Genomic DNA, 24,987 nt, shown 5'->3' with positions numbered 1-24,987 from the left:
ATGCAGTTAGCCATATGTACAGATGTTTTTGCAGATTTATCCTACACAGAGATGCTGGACAAAGTAAAATCTCTGGGAATCGACGCAGTGGAGATGACAGCGGGAGGATGGGGGGCCCGCAAACACTGTGACACATCCAGACTTCTGGAGAACCCGGCAGAGCTTAAAGCCTTTCAGGAGGAATTGGAGAAAAGGGGCATGCGCATTGCGGCCCTGAATACCTCCTGCAACCCTCTCTGGCCTTCCGAGACAGGGGAAGAGTATAAAAAATCCATGTATGCCTGTGTGGACCTGGCAGAGAAACTAGGTGTTACAAAAATCGTAGCCATGGCAGGACTGCCGGCAGGAAACGAGACGGACACTACACCAAACTGGATCACTTCAACCGTATCATGGCCGGACTTCATGGCGCCTGCCTATGAATACCAGTGGAAAGTCACCATTGATTTCTGGAAAGAATTCGCAGAGTATGCAAAGAATCATAAGATTGAACAGATCGCTATTGAGGAATTTCCGGGGACCATGGTATGGTCGGCAGAGACTATGCTGAAGCTGAGAGAGGCCACAGACCCCATCATCGGCATCAATCTCGACCCATCCCACATGATGATCCTGGGAGCAGACCCCATTGCGGCAGCCCGTGCCCTGAAAGGCTGTATCTTCCATGTGCACGGCAAAGATGCCCGCATCGAGCGGGGCCTGGCAGACAGAAACGGTATCCTGGAACCAAAGCCTGTGACAGCATCCGCTGACCGGGTATGGAATTACGTCGCTGTGGGATGCGGAAAAGATCTGCAGTGGTGGAAGGAATTCTTCTCTGTTCTCAGTATGATGGGTTATCATGGGGATGTATCCCTGGAAATGGAAGATTTAACTATGTCTGTGGAGGCAGGGGTAAATACCTCGATCGATGCGCTCCGCCAGACCATCAGCCGGTAAAACAGGAGGAATCAACATGAAGATAGCATTTGACGTTGATGTCCTGGCAAAGCAGATGGACATCAACCGGATGGTGCATCAGGTGGCGGACTGGGGATATAAGTATATCGAACAGTCCCCCCATCCCCGCATCAATCCTTTTTACAAACATCCCCTCTTTTCAAAAGAATGTGAGGCTGAATACCGCAAAGCCCTGAGGGAGACAGGTGTGGAGATATCTTCCTTCATTGTGGTATACCGCTGGTCAGGACCCACAGAGGAGGAGCGCCAGTTTGCAGTGCGCAACTGGAAGCGTATGATCCGGATCGCCGCAGATATGGGTGTGAGAGTCATCAACACAGAGCTGTCCGGTGACCCCAACAGGCAGGAGATCTGCAATGGTATGTGGTTCAAGTCCATGGAGGAACTGCTTCCCATAATGGAAAAAGAAGATATCCGGGTGGAGATCCAGTCTCATCCCTATGATTTCTGTGAACTGAACAATGAGACCTGTGACATGGTCAAATCCTTCCGCTCCAAACATTTGGGATATGTGTATTCTTCCCCTCACGGTTTTTTCTATGATGAGGGAAAAGGGGATGTCCGTTCCATGCTGCGCTACGCCGGAGATGAACTGACCCACGTACTCTTTGCGGATACCTTTAACCAGACTTTGGACTGCCGCTATATTGCCAATCCCCCGTGGCTGAACGGCCGGGGAAAGGCTGACGTGACCATTCACCAGCACCTGGCTATGGGAGAGGGCGATGTGGATTTTGACGGCATTTTTGAGACCCTGCGGGAGATGGATTTTGCCAATAAACAGCTGCGTGAAGGTGCGCCCAAGACAGGCGGAGACAACATTGCCTGTATATCCATGTTTGGATTTCCGGAAAAAATGGATCGGCAGGCTCCGGAAGCACGTGAGAGGATAGAAAAAGAACTTCTCTGAGAAGAGAGAGGAATGGAGAAGCGGTATGAAAAATGAAAACACTACAGGAATACAGCAGTCAGGCGGGAAACTGAGCTGGGGGACACGTGTAGCTTACGGATGCGGAGATACGGCCTGCAATGTGGTTTTCGGTATGATCAGTACGCTGCTCACACTGTTTTATACGGATTACGTGGGTATCAATGCAGCAACCGTAGGATTAGTTATGCTCTTATCCCGTATTTTCGATGGTGTATCAGATGCCATAATGGGGATCATTGTGGAAAAGACCAATACCAGGTGGGGAAAATCCAGGCCCTGGCTGTTGTGGATGTGCGTACCTTTTGCAATTTCGGCAGTGTTGCTGTTTGCAGTTCCCCAGTCTAAGGTGAGCATTCAATTTTTATATATGTTTGTCACTTATAACTTCTGCAATACAGTCTGCTATACGGCTATCAACCTTCCCTACAGCAGTCTTTCCGCTATGATGACAAGGGTTTCATCCGAGAGGGATATGCTGAGTATCGTCAGGATGGGGCTGTCCCCCTTTGGCCGTATTTTGGCTGTGACCTGTACTATGCCGGTAGTGAAACTGTTTGGAGACGATCAGGCAGCCTGGGTGAAAACAATGGCAATGTGGGCAGCCATAGCTCTTGTGCTCCTGCTGATCTGCTTTTTCAAATGTGAGGAAAAAGTGGAGATTGAAGCAAAGAAAAACCAGAAAAAGGTTCCAGTAAAAAGTGCATTAAAAGCACTTGTATGTAACCAGTATTTTTGGGCGGTTGTGGTTTTATGGACTATGCAGAACGGAATTTACTGCATTACCGGAACCATCCTCCCATATTACTGCAAATATATATTTGGTAATGATACCTGGATGTACAGTACCCTGTATCTAACAGAGACACTATTGATCGTAGCAGTGACATTCTGTTGTCCTGTTCTGCTGAAAAAGTTTGGAAAGAGAAATATGTCCCTGGCCGGCATCTGGCTTGCGCTTATTGGTCAGCTTGTTTTCTTCCTGAACCCAACCAGTTTTCCCTGGATGGTCATGAGCTGCATCGTCCGTGCGGTTGGGCTTGCGCCTTTGAATGCGGTAGTATTTGGTTTCCTTGGAGATGTGGTTGAATTTGGTCAGTGGAAGACACATATTCGACAGGAGAGCTTGATCTTTGCAGGAAGTTCCGTGGGAATGAAACTGGGAGCCGGATTGTCCTCGGCTATAATCACAGGGCTTTTATCGGCAGCCGGTTATATCAGTTCTTCCGCCGGTTCTGCCATGCAGCCCCAGTCGGCGGTGGATATGATCATTAATATCTATAAATTCGGCCCTCTTGTTGTCTGGGTGACAGTTCTTATAACCCTGACCCTCTACAAGCTGGATAAAAAATATCCGGCTATTATGCAGGAGCTTATTGAACGTGAATCCCGCGGAGAATTATAATAATACGACAAATATATGGGAACCATAAAGAATATGGATAACAGGAATGCCATAACATCGGCAGCGCATATGCCGGATCTGTTTATGGGAATATAAGTCAGGAGGGATTTCGATGCAGGAAAAGACCATCATCACGATCAGCCGCCAGTACGGAAGTGATCCTTGGTTATATCGAAAAGAGAGACCCGAAATGACGGGATATATAAGAGCCGGAGGACAGCGCAATGGAAAATTGCCCTGTCCTCCGGTTTTTCTCTTGTGCTTCCGGGCAGGCGTGCTATAATAGGGTAATGCGTGTAATTGTGCAGCATTTTCTGCCCTGCCGGGCGGCGGCTGCAGGACACGGGATAGCTGGCAATATATTAAAATAAAGGGGGCATATTTCTATGGACATGAAACTGATCATGGCTATAATAACCATTACACTGGCGCTTGTTTTCTATACCATAGGTGTTTTCTCAGAGCGAAGGGCGCATACCCTGAAAAAGCAGCATGTTTTCATTTTCTGGCTTGGTCTTGTTTTTGACACCACCGGTACTACGATCATGAGCTTTATCACAAAAGAAGGCGGCGGGGCACAGAACGGCATGGGTCTTCACGGCATAACAGGTGCGCTGGCCATTGTTCTGATGCTTTTTCACGCATTATGGGCAACTCTTGTGCTTGTGAAGAAAGATAAGAAGAAACAGGAAAGCTTTCACAAATTCAGTATTTTTGTCTGGCTTGTCTGGCTGGTACCTTATATTCTGGGCATGGTAATAGGTATGAGCCACTGACGTAACAGTTCAGACAGGTCTGCGCATTTACTGCGCTGACCGTATGAAAAAGTAGTGCCAGCTTTATCCAGCCCATCGCGAAGCGATTTTTAATGGCTGGATGCGTAACGGTTCAGCTTGTCTCAACTGTTACCCACTGACCGTGAAGACAAAATTTCCGGCTTTACAAAAAACAGGAAATGTGCTAGCATGAAATTTATAGTGGAAACACGAGGACGGAGAGAGTATGTACAGATTTTCTTTTACAGAGAAGTTCCGGGTGCTGAGAGGAACAAAGAGGACTGTGCGGAAGATGGCTCCTGAGAGGCGCACCGAACTGTAACCTGACATAAGCGGCAGGGGCAGCAAGGCTGCGACAGGTTCCGCCTGTTACAGCGGGAAGGTATGTAGGTACCTGATGAGGTCTGTGCTGTGAGGCGCGGATAAAAAGAAGTGGTAACACGGGTTAGGATGCTCGTCTTCTCATAATGAGGGGACGGGTGTTTTTTTGTTCCACAAGAAAGTAAAGGAGATACAAATGGACAGGAAAAAATATTATATCACCACAGCGATTGCCTACACTTCAGGCAAACCGCACATTGGCAACACTTATGAAGCAGTGCTGGCTGACAGTATCGCCAGATTTAAAAGACAGCAGGGTTATGACGTGTTCTTCCAGACAGGAACAGATGAGCACGGTCAGAAGATCGAGATGAAGGCAGAGGAAGCCGGTGTGACCTGCAAGGAATTTGTAGACCGGGTATCAGGGGAAATTAAAAATATCTGGGATATGATGAACACCTCCTATGACAAGTTCATCCGCACCACAGATGATCATCATGAAAAACAGGTACAGAAGATCTTCAAAAAACTGTACGACCAGGGTGACATCTACAAGGGGCATTATGAGGGGATGTACTGTACTCCCTGTGAATCCTTTTTCACAGAGTCCCAGCTTGTGGACGGCAAATGTCCGGACTGCGGACGCCCTGTAACTCCGGCCAAAGAGGAGGCATATTTCTTTAAGATGAGCAAATATGCACAGCGCCTGATTGACCACATCAATGAACATCCGGAATTTATCCAGCCGGTTTCCAGAAAAAATGAGATGATGAACAATTTCCTGCTTCCGGGACTGCAGGATCTGTGTGTGTCCAGAACTTCATTTAAATGGGGAATCCCGGTTGATTTTGACCCGAAACACGTGGTGTATGTGTGGCTGGATGCCCTGACAAACTACATTACCGGAATCGGATACGACTGTGACGGGGAGAGTACAGAGCAGTTTAAGAAAGACTGGCCTGCAGATCTGCACTTGATCGGTAAAGACATTATCCGTTTCCATACTATTTACTGGCCCATTTTCCTGATGGCCCTTGATCTGCCCCTTCCGAAACAGGTATTCGGACATCCCTGGCTCTTACAGGGGGACGGCAAGATGAGCAAATCCAAAGGGAATGTCATCTATGCAGACCAGCTTGTAGACTTTTTCGGGGTAGATGCTGTGCGCTACTTCGTGCTGCATGAAATGCCCTTTGAGAATGATGGTGTCATTACCTGGGAACTGATGGTGGAGCGCTTGAATTCCGAGTTGGCCAACACCCTTGGAAATCTGGTAAACCGTACGATCTCCATGTCCAACAAATATTTTGACGGCATTGTGACCGGTACGGGTGTGACGGAGCCGGTTGACCAGGACTTAAAGGCAGTTGTTCTCGGAACAAAGAAAAAAGTGGAGGACAAAATGGAAGAGCTTCGTGTGGCGGACGCCATCACGGAAATATTCTCCCTGTTCAAACGCTGCAACAAATATATAGATGAGACAATGCCGTGGGCACTTGCAAAAGACGAGAGCAAGAAAGACCGTCTGGCAGAGGTGCTTTACAATCTGGTTGAGGGTATCTGTATTGGTGCATCCCTGCTGGAATCCTTTATGCCGGAGACCACAGAGAAAATCCTGTCCCAGTTAAATGCGGCAAAGAGGTCCTATGAGGAACTGGATCACTTCGGTTTATATCCGTCAGGCAGCAAAGTTACAGAGAAGCCGGAAATTCTCTTTGCACGTCTTGATGTGAAAGAGATCATAGAAAAAGTTGAAGCCATGCGTGCAGCCGAGGCGGCAGAAAACGCACCGGAAGAAGAGAATAAGGAAGAGGAGCCTGTTGTGGATATAGAGGCTAAACCGGAAGTGACATTTGATGATTTTATGAAAATGCAGTTCCAGGTGGGTGAGATCATTTCCTGTGAGGAAGTGAAAAAATCCAAAAAACTTCTTTGCTCCCAGGTGAAGATCGGAAGTCAGGTAAAACAGATCGTCTCCGGTATCAAGGCAAGCTACAAGCCGGAAGATATGGTAGGCAAAAAAGTAATGGTCCTGGTGAATCTAAAGCCTGCAAAACTGGCAGGGATCTTATCTGAAGGAATGATCTTGTGTGCAGAGGGGCTGGACGGAGAACTGGCTCTTATGACACCGGATAAGGATATGCCGGCGGGTGCTGAGATTTGTTAAGGGGAAGATAAAGAGAAAATGCCGCGGGGATGTGCTGCATCATGGCACATTTCCCGCGGCATTTCTGTATCCCGCCGGAGACACCCCTGTCTGCTTTTTGAAAATCCTGCTGAAATACAGGGGATTATCATACCCCACCAGGGCGCCGATCTCACTGACCGTATAGTCCGTTGTCTCCAGAAGCTCCCTGGCCCTGCGGATCCGGACGGAGGTGAGATACTTAAGAGGCGGCACATTCATGTACTGCTTAAAGCTGCGGATAAACCAGCATGTGCTCATGTGCTGCTGTCTGGCATACTCTTCAATTTTTATGTCCCGGTAATAATTTTCATTAAAGTAATGGATTGCTTTTTCCATCTCTTTTTGAATCCTGTGTCTCTCCCCCGGCCCCTCCATGCAGTGGCGGCGCACCAGCAGAAGAAGCTGCTCTAAAAGCAGGGGAAGCAGGTCCTCATAGGCAGGGCGGAACACCTGAAGTTCCCGTATCATCTGGAAGAAAAGATCCCTGTATTCAGAGAACACACCTGCATAGAGAATTTGATTTTGTGTAAACCCGGCTTCCTCCAGGAGAGATTCTGCCCGGTATCCGGTAAAGTGGACCCAGAAGGCTTCAGGTTTGTCTTTTCCGTAATACACATATTCCTGGCGGACGAAGGGCCGCAGAAGGACCATATTCCCCTCACTCACTTCCACTTTTTCCTGGCCAATGGTAAACCAGGCACTCCCGGAAGCAATATAGATAAGCTGGTAATCGGCCCGGCCTTTGGGTCTTAATGTGGACATGGAAGGGCGGGAGATAACTCTATATACTCCGCTGCTGTTAATGCGCAGGGGAACCTGCATATTTTCCAAATCTGTTTCCGCGTGGTTCAGATATCCGGTGTTTACATACATAGGGCGGTGCTCCTTCTTTGCTTTTGCAGTTTTGTTCTTTCTTTTCTTGATTGTATCATTTTGTGCATGTTTTGTCTAATACAGGATATGGATTTTGCTGTTCTGTCTTTTATAATAGGCAGTATGGGGCGGCTTTTCGGCAGGTCCGCATATTTACTGCGCCGGTCCGGAAAAGTCACAGTATAAAATACATTTTCAGGAGGGCTATGACCAATGATTGTACCCAGATATTATGAAAACCTTCACATGCTGCACGAGAACACCATGCCGAACAGGGCCTATTATATACCTGCCGGCACACAGAGAGACGACCTGTGTGAGAACAGAGAGAATTCCGACAGATTCCAGCTTCTGAACGGTAACTGGAAATTCAAATATTTTGACAGTATCTATGACCTGAAAGAAGAATTCTTCAGAGAGGGATACGATACAGGAAGTTTTGATGAGATCCCTGTACCGGGATGCTGGCAGAATTTTGGATATGACAAGCACCAGTACACCAATACACGTTATCCGTTCCCTATGGACCCGCCGTATGTGCCCCAGGAGAACCCCTGCGGTGCTTATGTACATACCTTCAATTATGCACAAAATGAAAGTGCTCCAAAAGCTTATCTTAATTTTGAAGGCGTGGATTCCTGCTTTTATGTATGGGTAAACGGCAGCTATGTGGGCTACAGCCAGGTATCACATTCCACAAGTGAATTTGACGTGAGCAGCTTTTTGAGAGAGGGCGAGAACACCCTGGCGGTGCTGGTCCTGAAATGGTGCGATGGCAGTTATCTGGAGGACCAGGACAAATTCCGTATGAGCGGCATTTTCAGGGATGTATATCTGCTCAAACGTCCTGCACAGGGAATTTTTGACTATTTCCTGACAACAGACATTGCGCCGGATGGAAAGAGCGCGGCAGTGGACGTGGCAGTGACGTATTTCAATGAAGCGGTGCCTGTAAAAATCTCTGTCTATGATGCAGAGGGAAGTCTGGCAGCCGAGAGCAGTCAGGTTACAGAGGACGGCAGGATCAGTATAACCCTTCAGGACCCGGTTCTCTGGAACGCAGAGGAACCATACCTGTACACCGTAGTTTTGGAAGCAGGGGGAGAGATCATCACGGACCGCATGGGTATCCGTGAAATCTGCAGCAAAGACGGAGTGGTTTACATAAATGGAATAAAAGTGAAATTCCACGGCACCAACCGTCACGACAGTGACCCTGTCACAGGATTTACCATCAGCCTGGAACAGATGAAAAAAGATTTACAGCTCATGAAAGAGCACAATATCAACTGTATCCGTACCAGCCATTACCCAAATGCGCCGCAGTTCTATCAGCTCTGTGACGAATATGGCTTCTTTGTCATAGATGAGGCGGATAATGAGAGCCATGGAACCGCGGATATCTATATGGAGGATGATTCCTGGGAGGAGAGGGCATCCAGATGGAACCATGCCATTGCGGATAACCCTGCCTTTACAGAATCCACTGTGGACAGGACACAGCGCTGCGTGCACAGAGACAAGAACCGTCCCTGCGTGGTGATCTGGTCCATGGGAAATGAATGTGCATATGGATGCACCTTTGAGGCAGCGCTTGCCTGGACAAAGGAATTTGACCATACAAGACTGACCCATTTTGAGAGCGCCCGCTATACAGCAAAGGATAAAAAGTATGATTATTCCAACATAGACCTGCACAGCCGGATGTACCCTGCCATTGAGGAGATCCATCAGTATTTTGCGGAGAATCCCGACAAACCGTATGTTATGTGCGAATATTGCCACGCAATGGGCAACGGCCCCGGTGACTTTGAGGATTATTTCCAGGTTATCCAGCAGTATGACGGCGCCTGCGGCGGTTTTGTATGGGAGTGGTGTGACCATGCCATTTACATGGGCAAGACCATTGAGGGCAAAAAGAAATACGCCTACGGCGGGGACCATATGGAATATCCTCAGGACGGCAATTTCTGTATGGACGGACTGGTGTACCCTGACCGTACACCCCATACCGGACTTCGGGAGTTTAAGAATGTCCACCGCCCGGCCAGAGTGGTTTCTTTTGACCAGGAGAAAAAAGAGGCAGTTCTTCACAATTACATGGATTATGTAAACTTAAAGGACTATCTCTATATCACTTATACTGTAAACTGTGACGGGACCATTATTGGAGAAGGAGAGATCTGCCCGGACAATATGCCGGATATCAGTGCGCACAATGAGGGGATCCTTGCACTTTCTTATGAGGTGCCCAAAGCCGGCAAATGCTATCTGAAACTGGAATACCATCTGCAGAATGCAACAAAATTCCTGCCGGAAGGCTTTAAACTGGGCTTTGATGAAATGCAGATTCAGACAGAGGATATGAGAAACCAGAAAGCTGTCAAGATTCTGGAAGTGACAGAGGAATCAGGAGAAACAGGCAAAGTGGCTGGGCAGCCGCCTGTATTCAGTGTGGCTCAGGATGACAGAAACCTGTTTGTGAGCACAGATAAATTCTCCTACACCTACGACAAGCTTACCGGGTTATTCTCCGAACTTAGTTATGTAAACTGTAAAGTACTGGAACGCCCAATGGAATACAACGTTTGGAGAGCACCCACAGACAACGACAGAAACATAAAGAATATCTGGAGAAAAGCAAAATACGACAAGATCGTGACCAGAGCTTACCGCACAGACTATACCGTTTTGGAGGATGAGGTGCAGATCCACACGGTTCTGTCGGTTTCAGCGATCATCATCCAGAGGATTCTGGATATTGATGCCACATGGACCATTCATGCCAACGGAAGGATTGACGTGAAGCTGGATGTGAAGAAAGATCCGGAATTCCCGGAACTTCCAAGATTTGGTCTTCGTCTGTTCCTGCCCCGTGATATGGCTGAGATCAGATATTATGGATTAGGCCCTGTGGAAAGCTATCAGGACAAACGGAAAGCAAGCTATCATGATGAGTTCCATGCCAGTGTAAAAGACCTGCATGAGGATTATATCCGTCCTCAGGAGAACGGCAGTCACGATGACTGTGATTATGTAAAGGCAGAGGGCAGCAGAATCAGCCTTGCAGCAGTAAGCGCCGGTACATTCTCCTTTAATGCATCAGTATATACCCAGGAGGAGCTTACCGAAAAGGCTCATAATTATGAGCTGAACGCTTCACCTTATACCGTGCTCTGTCTGGATTACCGCCAGAACGGTATCGGTTCCAACAGCTGCGGTCCCAGACTTCTGGAGCAGTACCGCTTTGTTGAAAATGAATTTACCTTTGCAATCAGCCTCCTTCCGGTGGTAAAATAATAGCATAACTGAAAATATGAAATGGGGATGCGGACGGCCTACTCTGCGGGACAGCAGACGCGGCGGGTGGCAGCCCCATTTTCGTACGCGGGATTTTTGGCCCGGAGGCGGTTTTGCATGGACTTTTGCCGGTGACTGTGAGGGCACAAAACAGTTATACATTACTGTTTATTTATGGAGGAGGATACTATGTGCAGCAGGATTGAAATGGAAGGCCCTGTTTATAATACACGGGATTTGGGAGGATATACAGGAAAGGACGGCAGGAGTATCAGACCTCACCGCCTGATAAGGAGCGGTGCCCTTGGAAAATGTACAGAGTCTGATATCAGGCGTCTGACAGAGGAATATGGACTGAAAACAGTCGTGGACTTAAGAACGAACGGCGAGAGAACTGAGTTGCCGGACCCCGAGATAAAGGGAATAGAATTCATACATGATCCCCTTTTAAGTGACACCATGCTGGGAATCACCAGGGAAGGCCAGGAGCAGGCGGACAGTCTTTCTGCCATGATCCAGGATCTGCTGAAAGAGGCAGAAAACCATCCTAAAGAAAAAATGGAAGCCATCTATCTGGCGCTTGCCTCAGACACCTTTTCCGTCACAGGGCTGAAACATTTCTTTGAGATCCTCTTAGCTCAAAAAGAAGGGGCTGTCCTCTGGCACTGCTCTGCAGGAAAAGACCGGGTGGGCACAGCGACAGCACTTCTTCTGACCGCGCTGGGCGTGGACCGGGAAGTGATCATCCGGGATTATCTCCTGACGAACGGATATCTGGAGCCGGAGACAGAGGCCATGATCGCAAAGGTGGCTGAAAAGGTTCAGAACGAACGCATTCTAAATGGAATCCGTATTTTAAACGGAACGGAGAGAAGTTACATAGAGTCTATGTTTGCGGAGACAGAGAGACAGTGTGGGAGTACAGAGGCATTTCTGAGGGAGCGGCTGGGGCTTACGGATGAGAAAACAGAGAGGTTGAGGGATATGTATCTGGAGTAAAAGAAAGAGCAAGGCAGCAGATGATACCCCGCCGGGTGTGTCGGGGGCTATCTGCTGCTTTTTTCGTGGGATTTTGTGACTGTTCAGTACCCTCACAGTTACAGGCAAAAATCCATGCAGAATCGCCATTGGCGATGGGATTTTTGCTTGGCCGTGGAACACTTTCTTATGGTCAGCGCAGTGAAAGTGCAGACCTACTGAATAGTGATGGGGATTTAACAGTTCTTCCGTATCACCCTGCAGGGGTTTCCCACAGCAACACTGTTATCCGGAATTGATCTTGTCACAACACTTCCCGCTCCGATAACCACATTACTGCCTATAGTCACGCCGGGCAGGATCACAGCGCCGCCTCCAATCCACACATGATCCCCGATAATGACAGGCGCGGTCCTGGTCTTGCAGAATGAGAAACTGCCGTCCTCCTTTAACGGGCCGAACCGGTCTGCTGCGTTGGTGGGATGAAAGGCAGTGTAGATCTGCACATTGGGGGCGATTAGCGCGTTATTGCCAATCTCGATCCTGTTGTCATCCAGAAAAGTACAGTTCATATTCACTTCACAGTTATCTCCAAAGTAAATGTTGTTCCCATAATCCACATAAAAAGGTGCAGTGATCCACAGATTATCACCCCGGCCGCCCAGAAGGCGGTTTAGTATATGATCTTTATCTTCCGAATCTTCAGACGGAAGTGAATTGTATTCCCGAATTAAATTCTTAGCCAGGTGCCATTGTTCTAAAAGTCCCGGGTCCCCGCAGTCATACAGTTCTCCGGCCAGCATTTTTTCGCGTTCTGTCATTGGGTTTCCTCCATAGAGATTTGCTGCAATATTTCAGCAGAGCGATGATATTTTCCGTGTTTTTATTATAAGTGTTCTATATATTTTATTCAAGAAAAAGACAAGGCTTTATCCATAAAATAAAAGTCGTTACTGTTTACAGCCCTGCAAAAAACGCAGTTCTGTAAACAGTAACACGCTTCGCGATGCACAGATATGGAGCATTTTGCCCCATATCGCGCTGGCTGCCTCGGAATTTTCATGCGCAAGCGCATAAAAACACCTCGCGGGATAGCAGCCGTGAATAGTAACTATAAGTCTGCCATTAATCCTGGACGGCGCTGTGGCTTCTGATAACCATCGGCTGACAGGAATATTTTCCAAATTTGTCATTGACAGTTGAAAGCCAATCGGTTATAGTATCCATTAATAAGAGGGAGTAGCTGGCGCCGCAGGCGTTTGCGATATCGTCAATCTCGATGGGAGAAATCCTGTCCGTATCGTGATGAAACAGCGAGACTTTTATTGCATGCTTGTTGTGCAGTAAAAGCCTCGCTTTTTTGCGTTACAGGCCATAAGAGACCACTGGTCTTTACAGCGCCTGTAACGCAAAACGGTATGAAAGAGGTTTTTATAAAGCACACTAGAGATAAGTAGTATGTGTCCGTAACTGTTCAGTACCTTCACAGTTGCAAGCAAAAATCCATGCAGAAGCGCCATTGGCGATGGGATCTTTGCCTGGCTGCTGAATATTTTCTTACGGTCGGCGCAGTAAATGCGCAGACCTGCTGAATAGTTAGATGTATCCGCACATGGAACTATGGCAGCAGTGCATAGGTTCCGCAAAAAACGTTTGGAGGAGAGCGAATGAAAGAATTTTATCAAATGTCGAGGACAGAGGCGCAGAAAACCATCAATGGAAGTACGCAGCCTTTGACAAACCAACAGATTAAGGCCAATCAGGAAAAATACGGCCCTAATGCTCTGGTGGAAGAAAAGAAAAAATCCATTCCGCAGATTTTCCTGGAGCAGTACAAGGATTTCCTTGTTATCATCCTGATCGTAGCTGCCATTGTTTCCGGTGTCCTGGGGGAAATGGAAAGTGCCATTGTCATCCTGGTGGTGATCACCATGAATGCCATTCTGGGCACCGTGCAGACCGTGAAGGCAGAGCAGTCTCTTGACAGCCTGAAAGCCATGTCAGGACCTGAGGCAAAAGTGCTGCGAAACGGAGATGTGGCAAAGATACCGTCTGACCAGGTCACGGTAGGCGATATTGTCATGCTGGAGGCCGGGGACTATGTACCGGCTGACGGACGCATTCTGGAAAATGCCAGCCTTAAAGTAGATGAAAGCGCACTGACAGGTGAGAGTCTGGGTGTGGATAAGACAGAAGACCCCATCGAGGGCCAGGTGCCTCTGGGTGACAGAACCAATATGGTGTTCTCCGGAAGCTTTGTCTCCTACGGGCGGGGTTCCTTCCTTGTAACCTCCATCGGCATGGAGACAGAGGTGGGAAAAATTGCGAAGCTGCTGAAGACCACATCGGAGAAAAAGACACCCCTGCAGATGAACCTGGACCAGTTTGGACAGAAGCTGTCCATCATAATCCTGGTTTTCTGCGGCATTCTGTTTGGAGTCAGTGTTTTCAGGGGAGAATCCTGGGGAGAGGCATTCCTGTTTGCCGTGGCCCTTGCTGTAGCAGCCATCCCGGAGGCGCTCAGTTCTATTGTCACCATTGTGCTTTCTTTTGGAACACAGAAGATGGCAAGGGAACATGCCATCATTAGAAAACTGCAGGCGGTAGAAGGTCTTGGAAGTGTATCTATCATCTGCTCAGACAAAACAGGCACCCTGACCCAGAACAAAATGACTGTGGAATATTACTATGTGGAGGGCCGTGAGATTCCGGCAAAGGATATTGACCTGGATGACCCGGCACAGAAACAGCTCCTCCGTCACAGCATCCTCTGCAATGACTCCACCAATAAAAACGGCGAGGAGATTGGAGACCCCACGGAGACGGCCCTCATCAATCAGGGGGATAAACTGGGACGCCCCGCAGAGGTAGTACGTGACAAATACCCCAGATGCAGTGAGGTACCTTTTGACAGTGACCGTAAAATGATGTCCACCCTTCATAATTTAAGAGAGGGTGCAACCATGATCACAAAAGGCGCGGTAGATGTTCTTTTAAACCGTGTCTGTTCCATCCAGAAAAATGGTGAGATCGTGCCCATTACAGAGGAGGACCGCATTGCCATTGAAAACCAGAACCAGAATTTCTCCGGAAATGGCCTCCGTGTTCTGGCATTTGCCTATAAAAGAGTGGAAAATGGTAAACAGCTCTGTGTGGAAGATGAAAAGGACCTGGTATTTTTGGGACTCATCGCTATGATGGACCCGCCGCGTGAGGAGTCAAAGGACGCGGTTGCGGAATGTATCAGTGCGGGAATCAAACCCATCATGATCACAGGTGACCACAAGGTGACTGCAGCGGCTATCGCAAAACGCATCGGTATTCTGAAGGACGAATCAGAAGCCTGTGAGGGCGCTGTGATCGAGAACATGTCGGATGAGGAGCTGCAGGACTTTGTGGAAGGCATTTCCGTCTACGCACGTGTTTCACCGGAACATAAGATCCGTATTGTCAGGGCATGGCAGGAAAAGGGAAATATTGTGTCCATGACAGGGGACGGCGTCAATGACGCTCCGGCTTTAAAACAGGCCAACATCGGTGTGGCGATGGGGATAACGGGAACTGAGGTCTCCAAGGATGCTGCATCCATGGTGCTGACGGATGACAACTTTGCAACCATCGTCAAAGCCGTGGAAAATGGAAGAAATGTCTATAAAAACATTAAAAGTGCGATTCAGTTCCTGCTCTCCGGAAACTTTGCAGGGATCCTGGCAGTATTGTATGCATCCCTTGCAAATCTGCCCGTACCGTTTGCGCCCGTGCATCTGCTGTTTATCAACCTGCTGACAGACAGCCTTCCGGCTATCGCCCTGGGACTGGAACCTCATACGAAAGATGTCATGAAGGAAAAACCCCGTCCCATGAATGAGTCCATACTGACTAGGGATTTTCTCTCCTATATCGGGACAGAAGGCCTTGTGATCGGTATTATGACTATGATCGGTTTTTACATTGGATATCAGCAGAGTCCGCTGCTGGCTATGACTATGGCATTCGGTACCCTGTGTACCTCCAGACTTGTCCATGGATTTAACTGCAAATCCGTAAGACCTGTTTTATTTACTAAGAAATTCTTTAATAATATTTACCTCATCGGTGCATTTGTGTTAGGATTAGTATTGATCACCTCTGTGTTGATGATACCGGGTCTGCATAAGATCTTCAGCGTGCAGACATTGAACATGGCACAGCTTTTCACAGTGTATGGCTTGTCCATTGCCAATCTGCCGATTATCCAGGCACTTAAATGGGTCCGTGCCAAACTGAAAAAGTAAAGAGAAGGTTACTGTTCACGGTTGACGAGAGGGGAGAAGGAGAGGAGTAGAATGAACCTGAATAAAAAAGATATAAAAAATCTGATGTTTCTGATTCTGTTTGCTGTGGTAGTCTACGTGGGAATACAGAAGGCGGATGTGCTGTTGGTTTTTGCCCGTTTCCTGGTTGGGATCGCCTATCCTTTCCTTCTGGGTGCAGCGTTTGCCTTTGTGCTGAATGTACCCATGAGTTTTTTGGAGAAAAAGCTTTTCGGTATTGCTGAGAGCAAAGGAAAGATGAAAAAACTTGGAAGACCGTTAAGCCTGGTCATGTCCCTTATATTGGTGGTGGGCGTAGTCCTTGTTGTGATCCTTGTGGTGGTTCCGGAGATGGGGCAGACCTTTATGAGCGTCAGTGCCAGCGTAGAGGCTGCCATTCCAAAGCTTCAGACCTGGGCTGTGGAAACTTTCCATGACAACAAGCAGATCGCGGAGTGGATACAGAATCTGGAATTTGACTGGAATTCCCTGATCGGAGCAGCGGTTGACTTCCTGAAAAACGGTGCCGGAAATGTACTCAATTCCACTGTGGCAATGGCCCGTACGGTAGTCAATGTACTTATGAACTTCTTCATCGCCCTTGTGTTTGCGGTGTATATCCTTCTGCAGAAGGAAAAACTGACAGTGCAGATCCGGAAAGTTTTCTATGCATTTCTGTCAGAGAAAATTGTGAAGAAAGTTCTGGATGTGTGTTCCCTCAGTTACAGAACCTTTGCCAATTTTGTGACAGGTCAGTGTCTGGAGGCAGTGATCCTGGGCACCATGTTTTTCGTGTTCATGACACTGCTGCGGTTCCCTTATGCCATGCTGATCGGGATCCTGATCGCATTTACGGCCCTGATCCCTATTTTCGGAGCGTTCATCGGCTGTGCTGTTGGTACTTTTCTGATCTTGGTGGTAGACCCCATGAGAGGGTTGGCATTTATTGTACTGTTTCTGGTGCTGCAGCAGATTGAGGGCAACCTGATCTATCCTCATGTGGTGGGAAACTCTGTGGGGCTTCCTTCTATCTGGGTGCTGGTGGCAGTCACCGTGGGCGGCAGTCTGATGGGTGTTGTGGGTATGCTGGTTTTCATACCGCTTACATCGGTTGTCTATGCGCTGTTCCGCCAGACTGTTTACAAGAAGTTGAAGGAGCGGAAGATCCATGATATTTGAGACACATGCACATTACGATGACGAGGCCTTTGACGGGGATCGGGACAGCCTGCTTCCCTCCCTGGCAGAGCACGGCATCGAAAAGATCATCAATGTGGGTGCCAGCCTGCAGGGTGTGGAGGATACGGTTAAGCTGACTGAGAAATATCCTTTTGTCTACGGCGCTGTGGGCGTTCATCCTGACGAGGTAGGTAACCTTGACGAAGAAAAAATAAAATGGCTCAGAGGCCTGTGTGACCTGCCGAAAGTGGTTGCCATCGGTGAGATTGGCTTGGATTATTACTGGGATAAGGAACACCATGACATTCAGAAAAAATGGTTTATCCGCCAGATGGATCTGGCAAAGGAGACAAAGCTTCCTATTATTGTCCACAGCCGTGACGCGGCTAAAGATACTTTGGATCTTATGAAGGCCGAGAGGGCAGATAATCTGAAGGGTGTGATCCACTGCTATTCCTACTCTGTAGAGCAGGCAAAGGAATACATGAATATGGGATATTATCTGGGTGTGGGCGGAGTTGTCACCTTCAAGAACGGGAAACGGCTGAAGGACGTGGTAGCGTACGCACCGCTGGAATATCTGCTGCTGGAGACAGATGCCCCGTATCTGGCTCCGGAGCCGTACAGGAGACATAGAAACTGCTCTGCGTATCTGACTTATGTGGCGGAGGAGATCGCAGCGATCAAAGGTGTCTCTTATGAGACGGTGGTGGATGTCACCAGGGAAAATGCAGGAAAACTGTTTGGTATATGATCGTTTGAAAGGTTCTTGGGAGTAAATCCCGGGGACCTTTTTCTGATTCCGGAGGTTTCTTCGTTTTATGCCCTGTATTTGATTCCTGTTTGGAATGAATGATCCGGGAAATCGAATTGATTCCGTGCGCTGAAATTGATAGACTCATAAGCGGATCAGGCAATAAAAGATTTTACGGCCAGGCAATACACCCAGCCGTTTTTGCGATAGGAAAAGGAATACAGGAGGAAACTAAGATGCCGAATAAAGTAACAGATTTGAGAAGTGCGCTGGATTTACTGAGGACCATGCCGGGACAGCTTATGGAGACGGATGTGGAAGTGGAGCCAATGGCAGAATTGTCAGGGGTATACAGGTATGTAGGTGCAGGCGGAACGATCATGCGTCCAACAAAAGAGGGACCGGCTATGATATTTGGCAATGTGTTGGGACATCCCGGTGCCAGAGTGGCTGTCGGGGTGCTTGCCAGCAGAAAAAGAGCTGCGGTTTTGCTGGACTGCAGGCCGGAAGACCTGGGAAAAGTGCTCTGCAAAAGCGCGGAAAATCCCATCCCCCCAGTGCTGATACAGGAACCGGCACCATGCCAGCAGGTGGTGCACCGTGCCTCTGATCCGGATTTTGATCTATATAAACTGGTTCCCGCGCCGACCAATACGCCGGATGACGGGGGACCGTACATAACAATGGGAATGTGTTACGCTACACATCCGGACACCGGTTTCAGTGATGTGACGATCCACAGGCTCTGTATCCAGAGCAGGGATGAACTCTCCATATTCTTTACACCGGGTGCCCGCCATATCGGAGCCATGGCGGAGCGGGCGGAAGAACTGGGGCAGAAACTGCCCATATCCATCAGCATAGGCGTGGACCCGGCCATTGAAATAGGCTCCTGTTTTGAGCCGCCCACAACGCCTATGGGCTATGATGAACTGGCAGTGGCCGGAGCCCTCAGAGGAGAACCGGTAAAACTCTGCCGGTGCCTGACTGTAGAGGAGCGGGCCATTGCCAATGCGGAGTATGTGATCGAGGGTGAGATCCTGCCGCATGTGCGGGTGAGGGAAGACCAGAATACGGATACAGGATATGCCATGCCGGAATTTCCAGGCTACACAGGACCTGCCAGTGACCAGTGCTGGATGATCAAGGTGACGGCAGTGACACACAGGGAAAACCCTATTATGCAGACTTGTATCGGTCCGAGCGAGGAGCATGTATCTATGGCAGGTATCCCCACCGAGGCAAGTATATATGGGATGGTGGAAAGAGCCATGCCCGGGAAGCTGCAGAATGTATACTGTGCATCTTCAGGCGGAGGAAAATATATGGCGGTACTGCAGATCAAAAAGTCCGTGCCCAGCGATGAAGGCCGCCAGCGCCAGGCGGCACTGCTGGCGTTTTCCGCGTTCAGTGAGCTAAAACATGTATTTCTGGTGGATGAGGATGTGGACTGTTTTGACATGAATGACGTACTCTGGGCTATGAATACGCGTTTTCAGGGGGATGCGGATATTATCACCATTCCCGGTGTCAGATGCCATCCCTTAGACCCCTCCAATGACCCTTCCTGCTCTGCCGGAATCCGTGATCATGGAATTGCCTGCAAGACTATTTTTGACTGTACGGTACCGTTTGACCAGAAGGAAAGGTTTGTCCGTGCGCGGTTTATGGAGGCAGACCCTCTGAAATGGAAAGGAGTCCTTCCAAATGAGTGAAACAGCAGATATCATAAGAAATGAGGCGGCAGACATATGAGGATCGTGGTAGGTGTCACCGGAGCCAGCGGTGTGATCATGAGCAGGTATCTTTTAAAGGCATTGAAAAGCGTGGATAACTGTGAGGTGCATCTGGTAGTGTCGGAGGGAGCCAGAAAAACATGGGAGCTGGAAACCGGCCTGCCCCTTTCAACGCTTTTAAATCTGGCTGATCATGTACATGACAACAAAAATCAGGCTGCCTCTATAGCAAGCGGTTCTTTTGTTACAGATGGGATGATCATCATGCCCTGCAGTATGAAATCCCTGGCCGGGATCGTCTGCGGGTATGCGGATGATCTCATTCAGAGGTCCGCGGATGTGTGCCTGAAAGAGGGAAGGAAAGTGGTACTTGTGCCGAGGGAGATGCCTTTTGGAAAAGTGCACCTGAGAAATTTGCTGCATGCATCCGATCTGGGATGTGTCATCGTGCCTCCGGTCCTGACCTTTTACAACCATCCGGAGACAATAGAGGATCAGATCAGCCATATAACGGGAAAGATACTGCTGCAGTTTGGGCTTAGGCAGGAAGGGTTCCGGCCATGGGATGGTACCGGAGAAAAAAAAGATGAGCAGAGGTAAATAAAGATGCATAAAGTATATAGAACACAAGTATGCGGCATCACCATAAGGTGTGATGTGATCCGGATGGGCAGGGACTATGCGGTGACACTGCAGGATGAGGAGGCAGGGCATATTGGCTGCACTACTTTGTCGGCAGCCAGGCCCAGTCTTACAGGCCGGGGAATCAGTGCCACCACGTCGGTGCTCAGCTGTATGGGGCATAAGGATGAGGAGATCGCCCGAAGGTTTTCGGAGGCGGCTGCCGTAAAAGCTAAGGCGTCTGCAGTATGCACCTGCGGGATCCATATTGACGGGATCAGAGGAGAGCAGATCAAGGAGATCCTTGCAGCGTGTGAGAGGCTGAAAGAGGATGTACTGGAAGGGATAACAGAATAAATGCCATCTGTTCACAGGAGGGTATTGTAAAATATGGATTTTACAACACCCTCTTGATTTTTTGTATACCGATTGGTATAATAATAGGCAGAACAAATGATGGAAAATAAAAAACAAAAGATAGATACAATGCAGGACAGCCGGGAGGCAGTTATGGATAATAAAGAATTGATCTTAAAGTCAGCGCTTGATTTGTTTTATGCCAAGGGATATGACGCGGTAGGCGTTCAGGAAATCGTGGATAAGGCAGGGATATCAAAGCCAACGTTATATTACTATTTTGGAAGCAAGCTGGGACTTTTGCAGAATCTGCTGGAGGCGGGATATCAGGAGTTTGAGAGCAGGCTCCTTGATATTGCAAAGCCGGGGGAGAGTCTGCCGGGGGTGCTTTATCAGGCAGCACGTACCTTTTTTGACTATGCTGCGTCCAACCAGAAATTCTATTTATTCATGCTGTCTCTATTTTATTCCGGCAGGGAAAATGAAGCCTATAAAACGGTTTCACCTCTTATTGAGCGGTATTATAAGATCATTGTTAAGATTTTTGAGGATGCGTCCTCCCAATTGGGAAACATGCGGGGGCGGCAGGAATTATTTGCCGTGGGATTTACAGGTGTGCTCAACCATCATATTATGACAGTGAGCTACGGACTTTCCGAGGATGAAAGATTTGAAATTTCTGATGAGACCACATATGAGATCGTGCATCAGTTTATGTATGGAATATATTCGTAGTAAGGAAATGGCGTTCCTGCATGGTTTGTCTGGGCCTGCAGCATGAAGCAGAGCCGGAAAAGGAGGAAACAAAATGGCAAAATGGTATGAAGAGGCAGTATTTTACCATATGTACCCTATCGGGATGACGGGCGCCCCCAGGGTGAATAAAGAGGAAGGCGTTGTACACCGTTTCGAGGAGCTGGAAAAATGGCTGCCGCATCTTGCGGATATCAAAGCAACAGCTATCTATATCGGTCCCCTTTTTGAGTCTACCACCCATGGGTATGACACCAAGGATTATAAGTCCGTGGACCAGAGGCTTGGGGACAACGGGGATTTTGCCCGGTTCGTGGAGAAGGCCCACGCTATGGGGATCAAGGTTGTGGTGGACGGTGTGTTCAACCACACGGGAAGAGAATTTTTTGCCTTCCGGGATATTCAACAGAACCGGGAAGGTTCCCCCTACTGCGGATGGTATAAGGGCATCAATTTTGGAGGAAACAATCCCTATAACGACGGATTTTCCTATGAGGCATGGAGAAACTGTTTTGAGCTGGTGAACTTGAACCTGCAGAATCCTGAGGTGAAGGGATACCTTCTGGATGTGATCGATCACTGGATCGATACGTTTGATATAGACGGCATCCGGCTGGACTGTGCGGACTGTCTGGACTTTGGCTTCATGGAGGATATGCGAAGACGCACAGGGGAGAAAAAAGAGGACTTCTGGCTTATGGGGGAAGTCATTCACGGAGATTACAGCCGCTACATCCAGAATGGGCAGAACATGCTGCACAGTGTCACGAACTATGAACTGCACAAAGGTATTTATTCGGGTCACAATGACCATAACTATTTTGAGATTGCCCATACCATAAGAAGGGAATTTGAGGAAAACGGCGGTATCTACAGGGGGATGAAGCTTTATTCCTTTGTTGACAATCACGATGTGGACCGTATTTACAGTAAGATTAACGTGAAGGAGCACATTTTCCCTATTTATACGCTTCTGTATATGCTTCCCGGGATCCCCTCCGTCTATTATGGTTCCGAATGGGGAATTGAGGGCAGCAAGAATAATGGCGGGGACGACGCGCTCAGACCTGCTGTAGATATTGAGGAAGCCCTGAACGAGCAGAAAGATTCCAAGATCATGTTGTGGGTCAAGACACTTGGGGAAATACACGAGAAATATAAAACCTGCCTTGCAGAAGGCAGATACAGGGAGCTGCTGCTTACCAATAGACAGTTTTCCTTTGCCAGATTTACGGAGGAGGAAGGGCTTATCATTGCCGTGAACAATGATGAGAACCCGGCACAGATCAGTGTTCCGGTGCCAATGGATAATAAAACTTATGTAAACCTTTTAACGCAGGAGGAAGCAGTGCCGGAGAACGGCAGACTGAATTTTACAATAGAAGCAGCAGGCAGTGTCCTGCTTGAAATCCGTAACAGTTAGGCAAGCTGAACCGTTACGCATCCAGCCATTAAAAATCGCTTCGCGATGGGCTGGATAAAGCCGGCACTACTTTTTCATACGGTCAGCGCAGTAAATGCGCAGACCTGTCTGAACTGTTACGGAAATCCTACAGCGGGATTAAAGTGCTGTAAAATCAGAGGAAAACAAAGGGGAAGGACTTATGGCTAAAAGAAAAACAATGAAATTCTCGGAGATGGACCGCTATTTATTCGGAGAAGGAACACATTATGAAATCTATAAGCTGATGGGTGCACATCCCACAACACAGCGGGGCAAAGACGGCGTATATTTCGCCGTCTGGGCACCTCACGCCGAATCGGTATCGGTTGTGGGAGATTTCAACAAATGGGATCCCGACAAAAATGTGATGAAATGTGACAATGATATGGGTATTTACCAGCTCTTCGTACCAAAAGTGCGGGAGGGTGACCTGTACAAATTCTGCATTACCACATACAGCGGCAAGCTGCTCTTCAAGGCAGATCCCTATGCAAACTATGCGGAGCACCGCCCCGGTACAGCTTCCTGTGTATATGACATTTCCAAATTCAAATGGGGTGATTCTGTCTGGATGAAAAAACGCCTGGAATTTGATGAGAAGAAGGATGCTATGTCCATTTATGAGCTGCATCCGGGTTCCTGGAAAAAACATCCGCTTAATGACAAGGATGAGGACGGATTCTATAACTACAGGGAGCTGGCCCATTCTCTGGCAGACTATATCAAAGAGATGGGGTACACCCATGTGGAGCTGATGGGTATAGCGGAACATCCCTATGACGGTTCCTGGGGATACCAGGTAACAGGGTATTATGCCCCTACGTCCCGGTACGGAACGCCTGAAGATTTCCAGTATTTTGTAAATTACATGCATAAGAATAAGATCGGTGTGATCCTTGACTGGGTGCCGGCCCATTTCCCAAAGGACGCCCATGGGCTGGCTGACTTTGACGGAACCCCCACATATGAGTATGCAGACCCCAGAAAAGGCGAGCATCCGGACTGGGGGACAAAAGTTTTTGATTACGGCAAAAATGAAGTGAAGAATTTCCTGATCGCCAACGCGCTGTTCTGGATCCAGGAATACCACATTGACGGACTCCGTGTGGACGCTGTAGCCTCCATGCTGTACCTGGACTACGGAAGAGATGCAGGACAGTGGATACCAAACAAATACGGGGAAAACAAGAACCTGGAGGCGATTGAGTTTTTCAAACATTTGAACTCTGTGGTCCTTGGGAAAAACAAAGGCACAGTCATGATCGCGGAGGAATCCACAGCCTGGCCTATGGTAACCGGAAAGGCTGAGGAAGGCGGATTGGGATTCAGCTTAAAATGGAATATGGGATGGATGCACGACTTTCTGGAATATATGAAACTCGACCCATATTTCCGCAAATATAATCACCATAAGATGACGTTCTCCATGAGTTACGCCTACAGTGAGAACTACGTCCTTGTATTGTCTCATGATGAAGTCGTGCATCTGAAATGTTCCATGATCAACAAGATGCCTGGGCTTGGGCAGGACAAGTTTGAGAACCTGAAGGCCGGATACAGCTATATGTTCGGTCATCCGGGCAAAAAACTGCTGTTCATGGGACAGGAATTCGGCCAGTTCCAGGAGTGGAGCGAGGCCAGGGAGCTTGACTGGTTCCTGCTGGCAGAGCCGGAACACCAGCAGCTTCAGGCTTATGTGAAAGAATTGCTTACCTTATATAAGAAATACCCTGCTCTTTACGCAAATGATGATAACCAGGAAGGGTTCGAGTGGATCAACGCGGATGATGCGGCGAGAAGCATCTTCAGCTTTGTGAGAAAGTCTCCTACCGGAAGGAATAATCTGCTGTTTGTCATCAACTACACACCGGTTGCCAGAGAGGATTACCGGGTTGGCGTGCCGAAGAGGAAACAGTATAAACTGATCCTGAACAGCAAAGACCCCAGATTCGGCGGGGATACGCCGGTGGAGCAGACTGTCTATAAGGCAGTGAAGAAGGAATGCGATGGAAGGGACTTTTCCTTTGCTTATCCGCTGCCGGCTTATGGGGTGGCGGTGTTCCTGTATTAAATCCGATTGGTGAATGCTAAAATGTAGAACTGATACGCAGAGACTAAATTA

The 24,987-nt window shown here is 48.3% G+C and carries 18 protein-coding genes; 16 read left to right on the top strand and 2 right to left on the bottom strand.

Features of this window, described 5'->3' with window-relative positions; all coding sequences use genetic code 11:
• The 5 genes from C6P39_RS08320 (at position 1) to metG (ending at position 6,557) form a co-directional block, all read left to right on the top strand.
• A complete protein-coding gene (locus tag C6P39_RS08320; protein ID WP_104803440.1) occupies positions 1 to 939 on the top strand; it encodes a sugar phosphate isomerase/epimerase family protein in 939 nt (312 codons plus the stop codon).
• A gap of 16 nt (positions 940 to 955) precedes the next feature.
• Entirely contained in the window at positions 956 to 1,870 is a 915-nt protein-coding gene (locus C6P39_RS08315) for a sugar phosphate isomerase/epimerase family protein (RefSeq protein WP_104803439.1), read from the top strand.
• A gap of 25 nt (positions 1,871 to 1,895) precedes the next feature.
• Entirely contained in the window at positions 1,896 to 3,293 is a 1,398-nt protein-coding gene (locus C6P39_RS08310) for an MFS transporter (RefSeq protein ID WP_095174604.1), read from the top strand.
• Positions 3,294 to 3,679: 386 nt separating this feature from the next.
• Positions 3,680 to 4,069 carry an HsmA family protein gene (locus C6P39_RS08305; protein WP_095174605.1) on the top strand — a complete coding sequence of 130 codons (390 nt, stop codon included), beginning with the start codon at positions 3,680 to 3,682 and terminating at the stop codon, positions 4,067 to 4,069.
• A 487-nt stretch (positions 4,070 to 4,556) separates the two neighbouring features.
• The gene (metG, locus tag C6P39_RS08300; RefSeq protein WP_104803438.1) at positions 4,557 to 6,557 is read left to right on the top strand and encodes a methionine--tRNA ligase; all 2,001 of its coding nucleotides are present in this window, start codon (positions 4,557 to 4,559) and stop codon (positions 6,555 to 6,557) included.
• 39 nt (positions 6,558 to 6,596) lie between these two features.
• On the opposite strand, the gene C6P39_RS08295 is transcribed toward metG, so the two are convergent.
• Complete coding sequence (locus C6P39_RS08295) at positions 6,597 to 7,451, bottom strand: AraC family transcriptional regulator (RefSeq protein ID WP_104803437.1); 855 nt, start codon at positions 7,449 to 7,451, stop codon at positions 6,597 to 6,599.
• Between the two features lie 213 nt (positions 7,452 to 7,664).
• On the opposite strand from C6P39_RS08295, the gene C6P39_RS08290 reads away from it, so the two are divergent.
• Together C6P39_RS08290 and C6P39_RS08285 are read left to right on the top strand one after the other, a co-directional pair.
• Positions 7,665 to 10,751: a glycoside hydrolase family 2 TIM barrel-domain containing protein gene (locus C6P39_RS08290; RefSeq protein WP_104803436.1), complete on the top strand. Its 3,087-nt coding sequence runs from the start codon at positions 7,665 to 7,667 to the stop codon at positions 10,749 to 10,751.
• 189 nt (positions 10,752 to 10,940) lie between these two features.
• Complete coding sequence (locus C6P39_RS08285; protein WP_158661499.1) at positions 10,941 to 11,750, top strand: tyrosine-protein phosphatase; 810 nt, start codon at positions 10,941 to 10,943, stop codon at positions 11,748 to 11,750.
• Between the two features lie 215 nt (positions 11,751 to 11,965).
• On the opposite strand, the gene C6P39_RS08280 is transcribed toward C6P39_RS08285, so the two are convergent.
• Positions 11,966 to 12,550, bottom strand: coding sequence for a sugar O-acetyltransferase (locus tag C6P39_RS08280; RefSeq protein ID WP_104803434.1), 585 nt, complete (start codon positions 12,548 to 12,550; stop codon positions 11,966 to 11,968).
• Between the two features lie 846 nt (positions 12,551 to 13,396).
• Here C6P39_RS08280 and C6P39_RS08275 point away from each other — a divergent pair.
• The 9 genes from C6P39_RS08275 to glgB all read left to right on the top strand — a co-directional run bounded on the left by C6P39_RS08275 (position 13,397) and on the right by glgB (position 24,936).
• Positions 13,397 to 16,003: a cation-translocating P-type ATPase gene (locus tag C6P39_RS08275; RefSeq protein ID WP_104803433.1), complete on the top strand. Its 2,607-nt coding sequence runs from the start codon at positions 13,397 to 13,399 to the stop codon at positions 16,001 to 16,003.
• Between the two features lie 51 nt (positions 16,004 to 16,054).
• Entirely contained in the window at positions 16,055 to 17,200 is a 1,146-nt protein-coding gene (locus C6P39_RS08270; protein ID WP_104803432.1) for an AI-2E family transporter, read from the top strand.
• Positions 17,190 to 17,954: a TatD family hydrolase gene (locus C6P39_RS08265; protein ID WP_104803431.1), complete on the top strand. Its 765-nt coding sequence runs from the start codon at positions 17,190 to 17,192 to the stop codon at positions 17,952 to 17,954. The genes C6P39_RS08270 and C6P39_RS08265 overlap by 11 nt, the downstream gene beginning before the upstream one ends.
• Positions 17,955 to 18,190: 236 nt before the next feature.
• Entirely contained in the window at positions 18,191 to 19,669 is a 1,479-nt protein-coding gene (locus tag C6P39_RS08260; RefSeq protein ID WP_104803430.1) for a UbiD family decarboxylase, read from the top strand.
• Positions 19,670 to 19,705: 36 nt separating this feature from the next.
• Entirely contained in the window at positions 19,706 to 20,290 is a 585-nt protein-coding gene (locus tag C6P39_RS08255; RefSeq protein WP_104803429.1) for a UbiX family flavin prenyltransferase, read from the top strand.
• A gap of 6 nt (positions 20,291 to 20,296) precedes the next feature.
• On the top strand, positions 20,297 to 20,668 hold the full coding sequence (gene lpdD / locus C6P39_RS08250) for a prenylated flavin chaperone LpdD (protein ID WP_104803428.1): 372 nt from the start codon (positions 20,297 to 20,299) through the stop codon (positions 20,666 to 20,668).
• A gap of 153 nt (positions 20,669 to 20,821) precedes the next feature.
• Positions 20,822 to 21,403 carry a TetR/AcrR family transcriptional regulator gene (locus C6P39_RS08245; protein ID WP_095174746.1) on the top strand — a complete coding sequence of 194 codons (582 nt, stop codon included), beginning with the start codon at positions 20,822 to 20,824 and terminating at the stop codon, positions 21,401 to 21,403.
• 73 nt (positions 21,404 to 21,476) lie between these two features.
• On the top strand, positions 21,477 to 22,844 hold the full coding sequence (locus tag C6P39_RS08240; RefSeq protein ID WP_095174624.1) for an alpha-amylase family glycosyl hydrolase: 1,368 nt from the start codon (positions 21,477 to 21,479) through the stop codon (positions 22,842 to 22,844).
• Positions 22,845 to 23,025: 181 nt separating this feature from the next.
• Entirely contained in the window at positions 23,026 to 24,936 is a 1,911-nt protein-coding gene (gene glgB / locus C6P39_RS08235; protein WP_104803427.1) for a 1,4-alpha-glucan branching protein GlgB, read from the top strand.
• Positions 24,937 to 24,987 lie beyond the last annotated feature (51 nt).

It is taken from the genome of Blautia marasmi (genome assembly GCF_900258535.1).
In the GTDB taxonomy this organism is placed as follows: Bacteria; Bacillota; Clostridia; order Lachnospirales; family Lachnospiraceae; genus Blautia; species Blautia hominis.
This window is presented reverse-complemented; position numbering and strand designations above follow the sequence as displayed.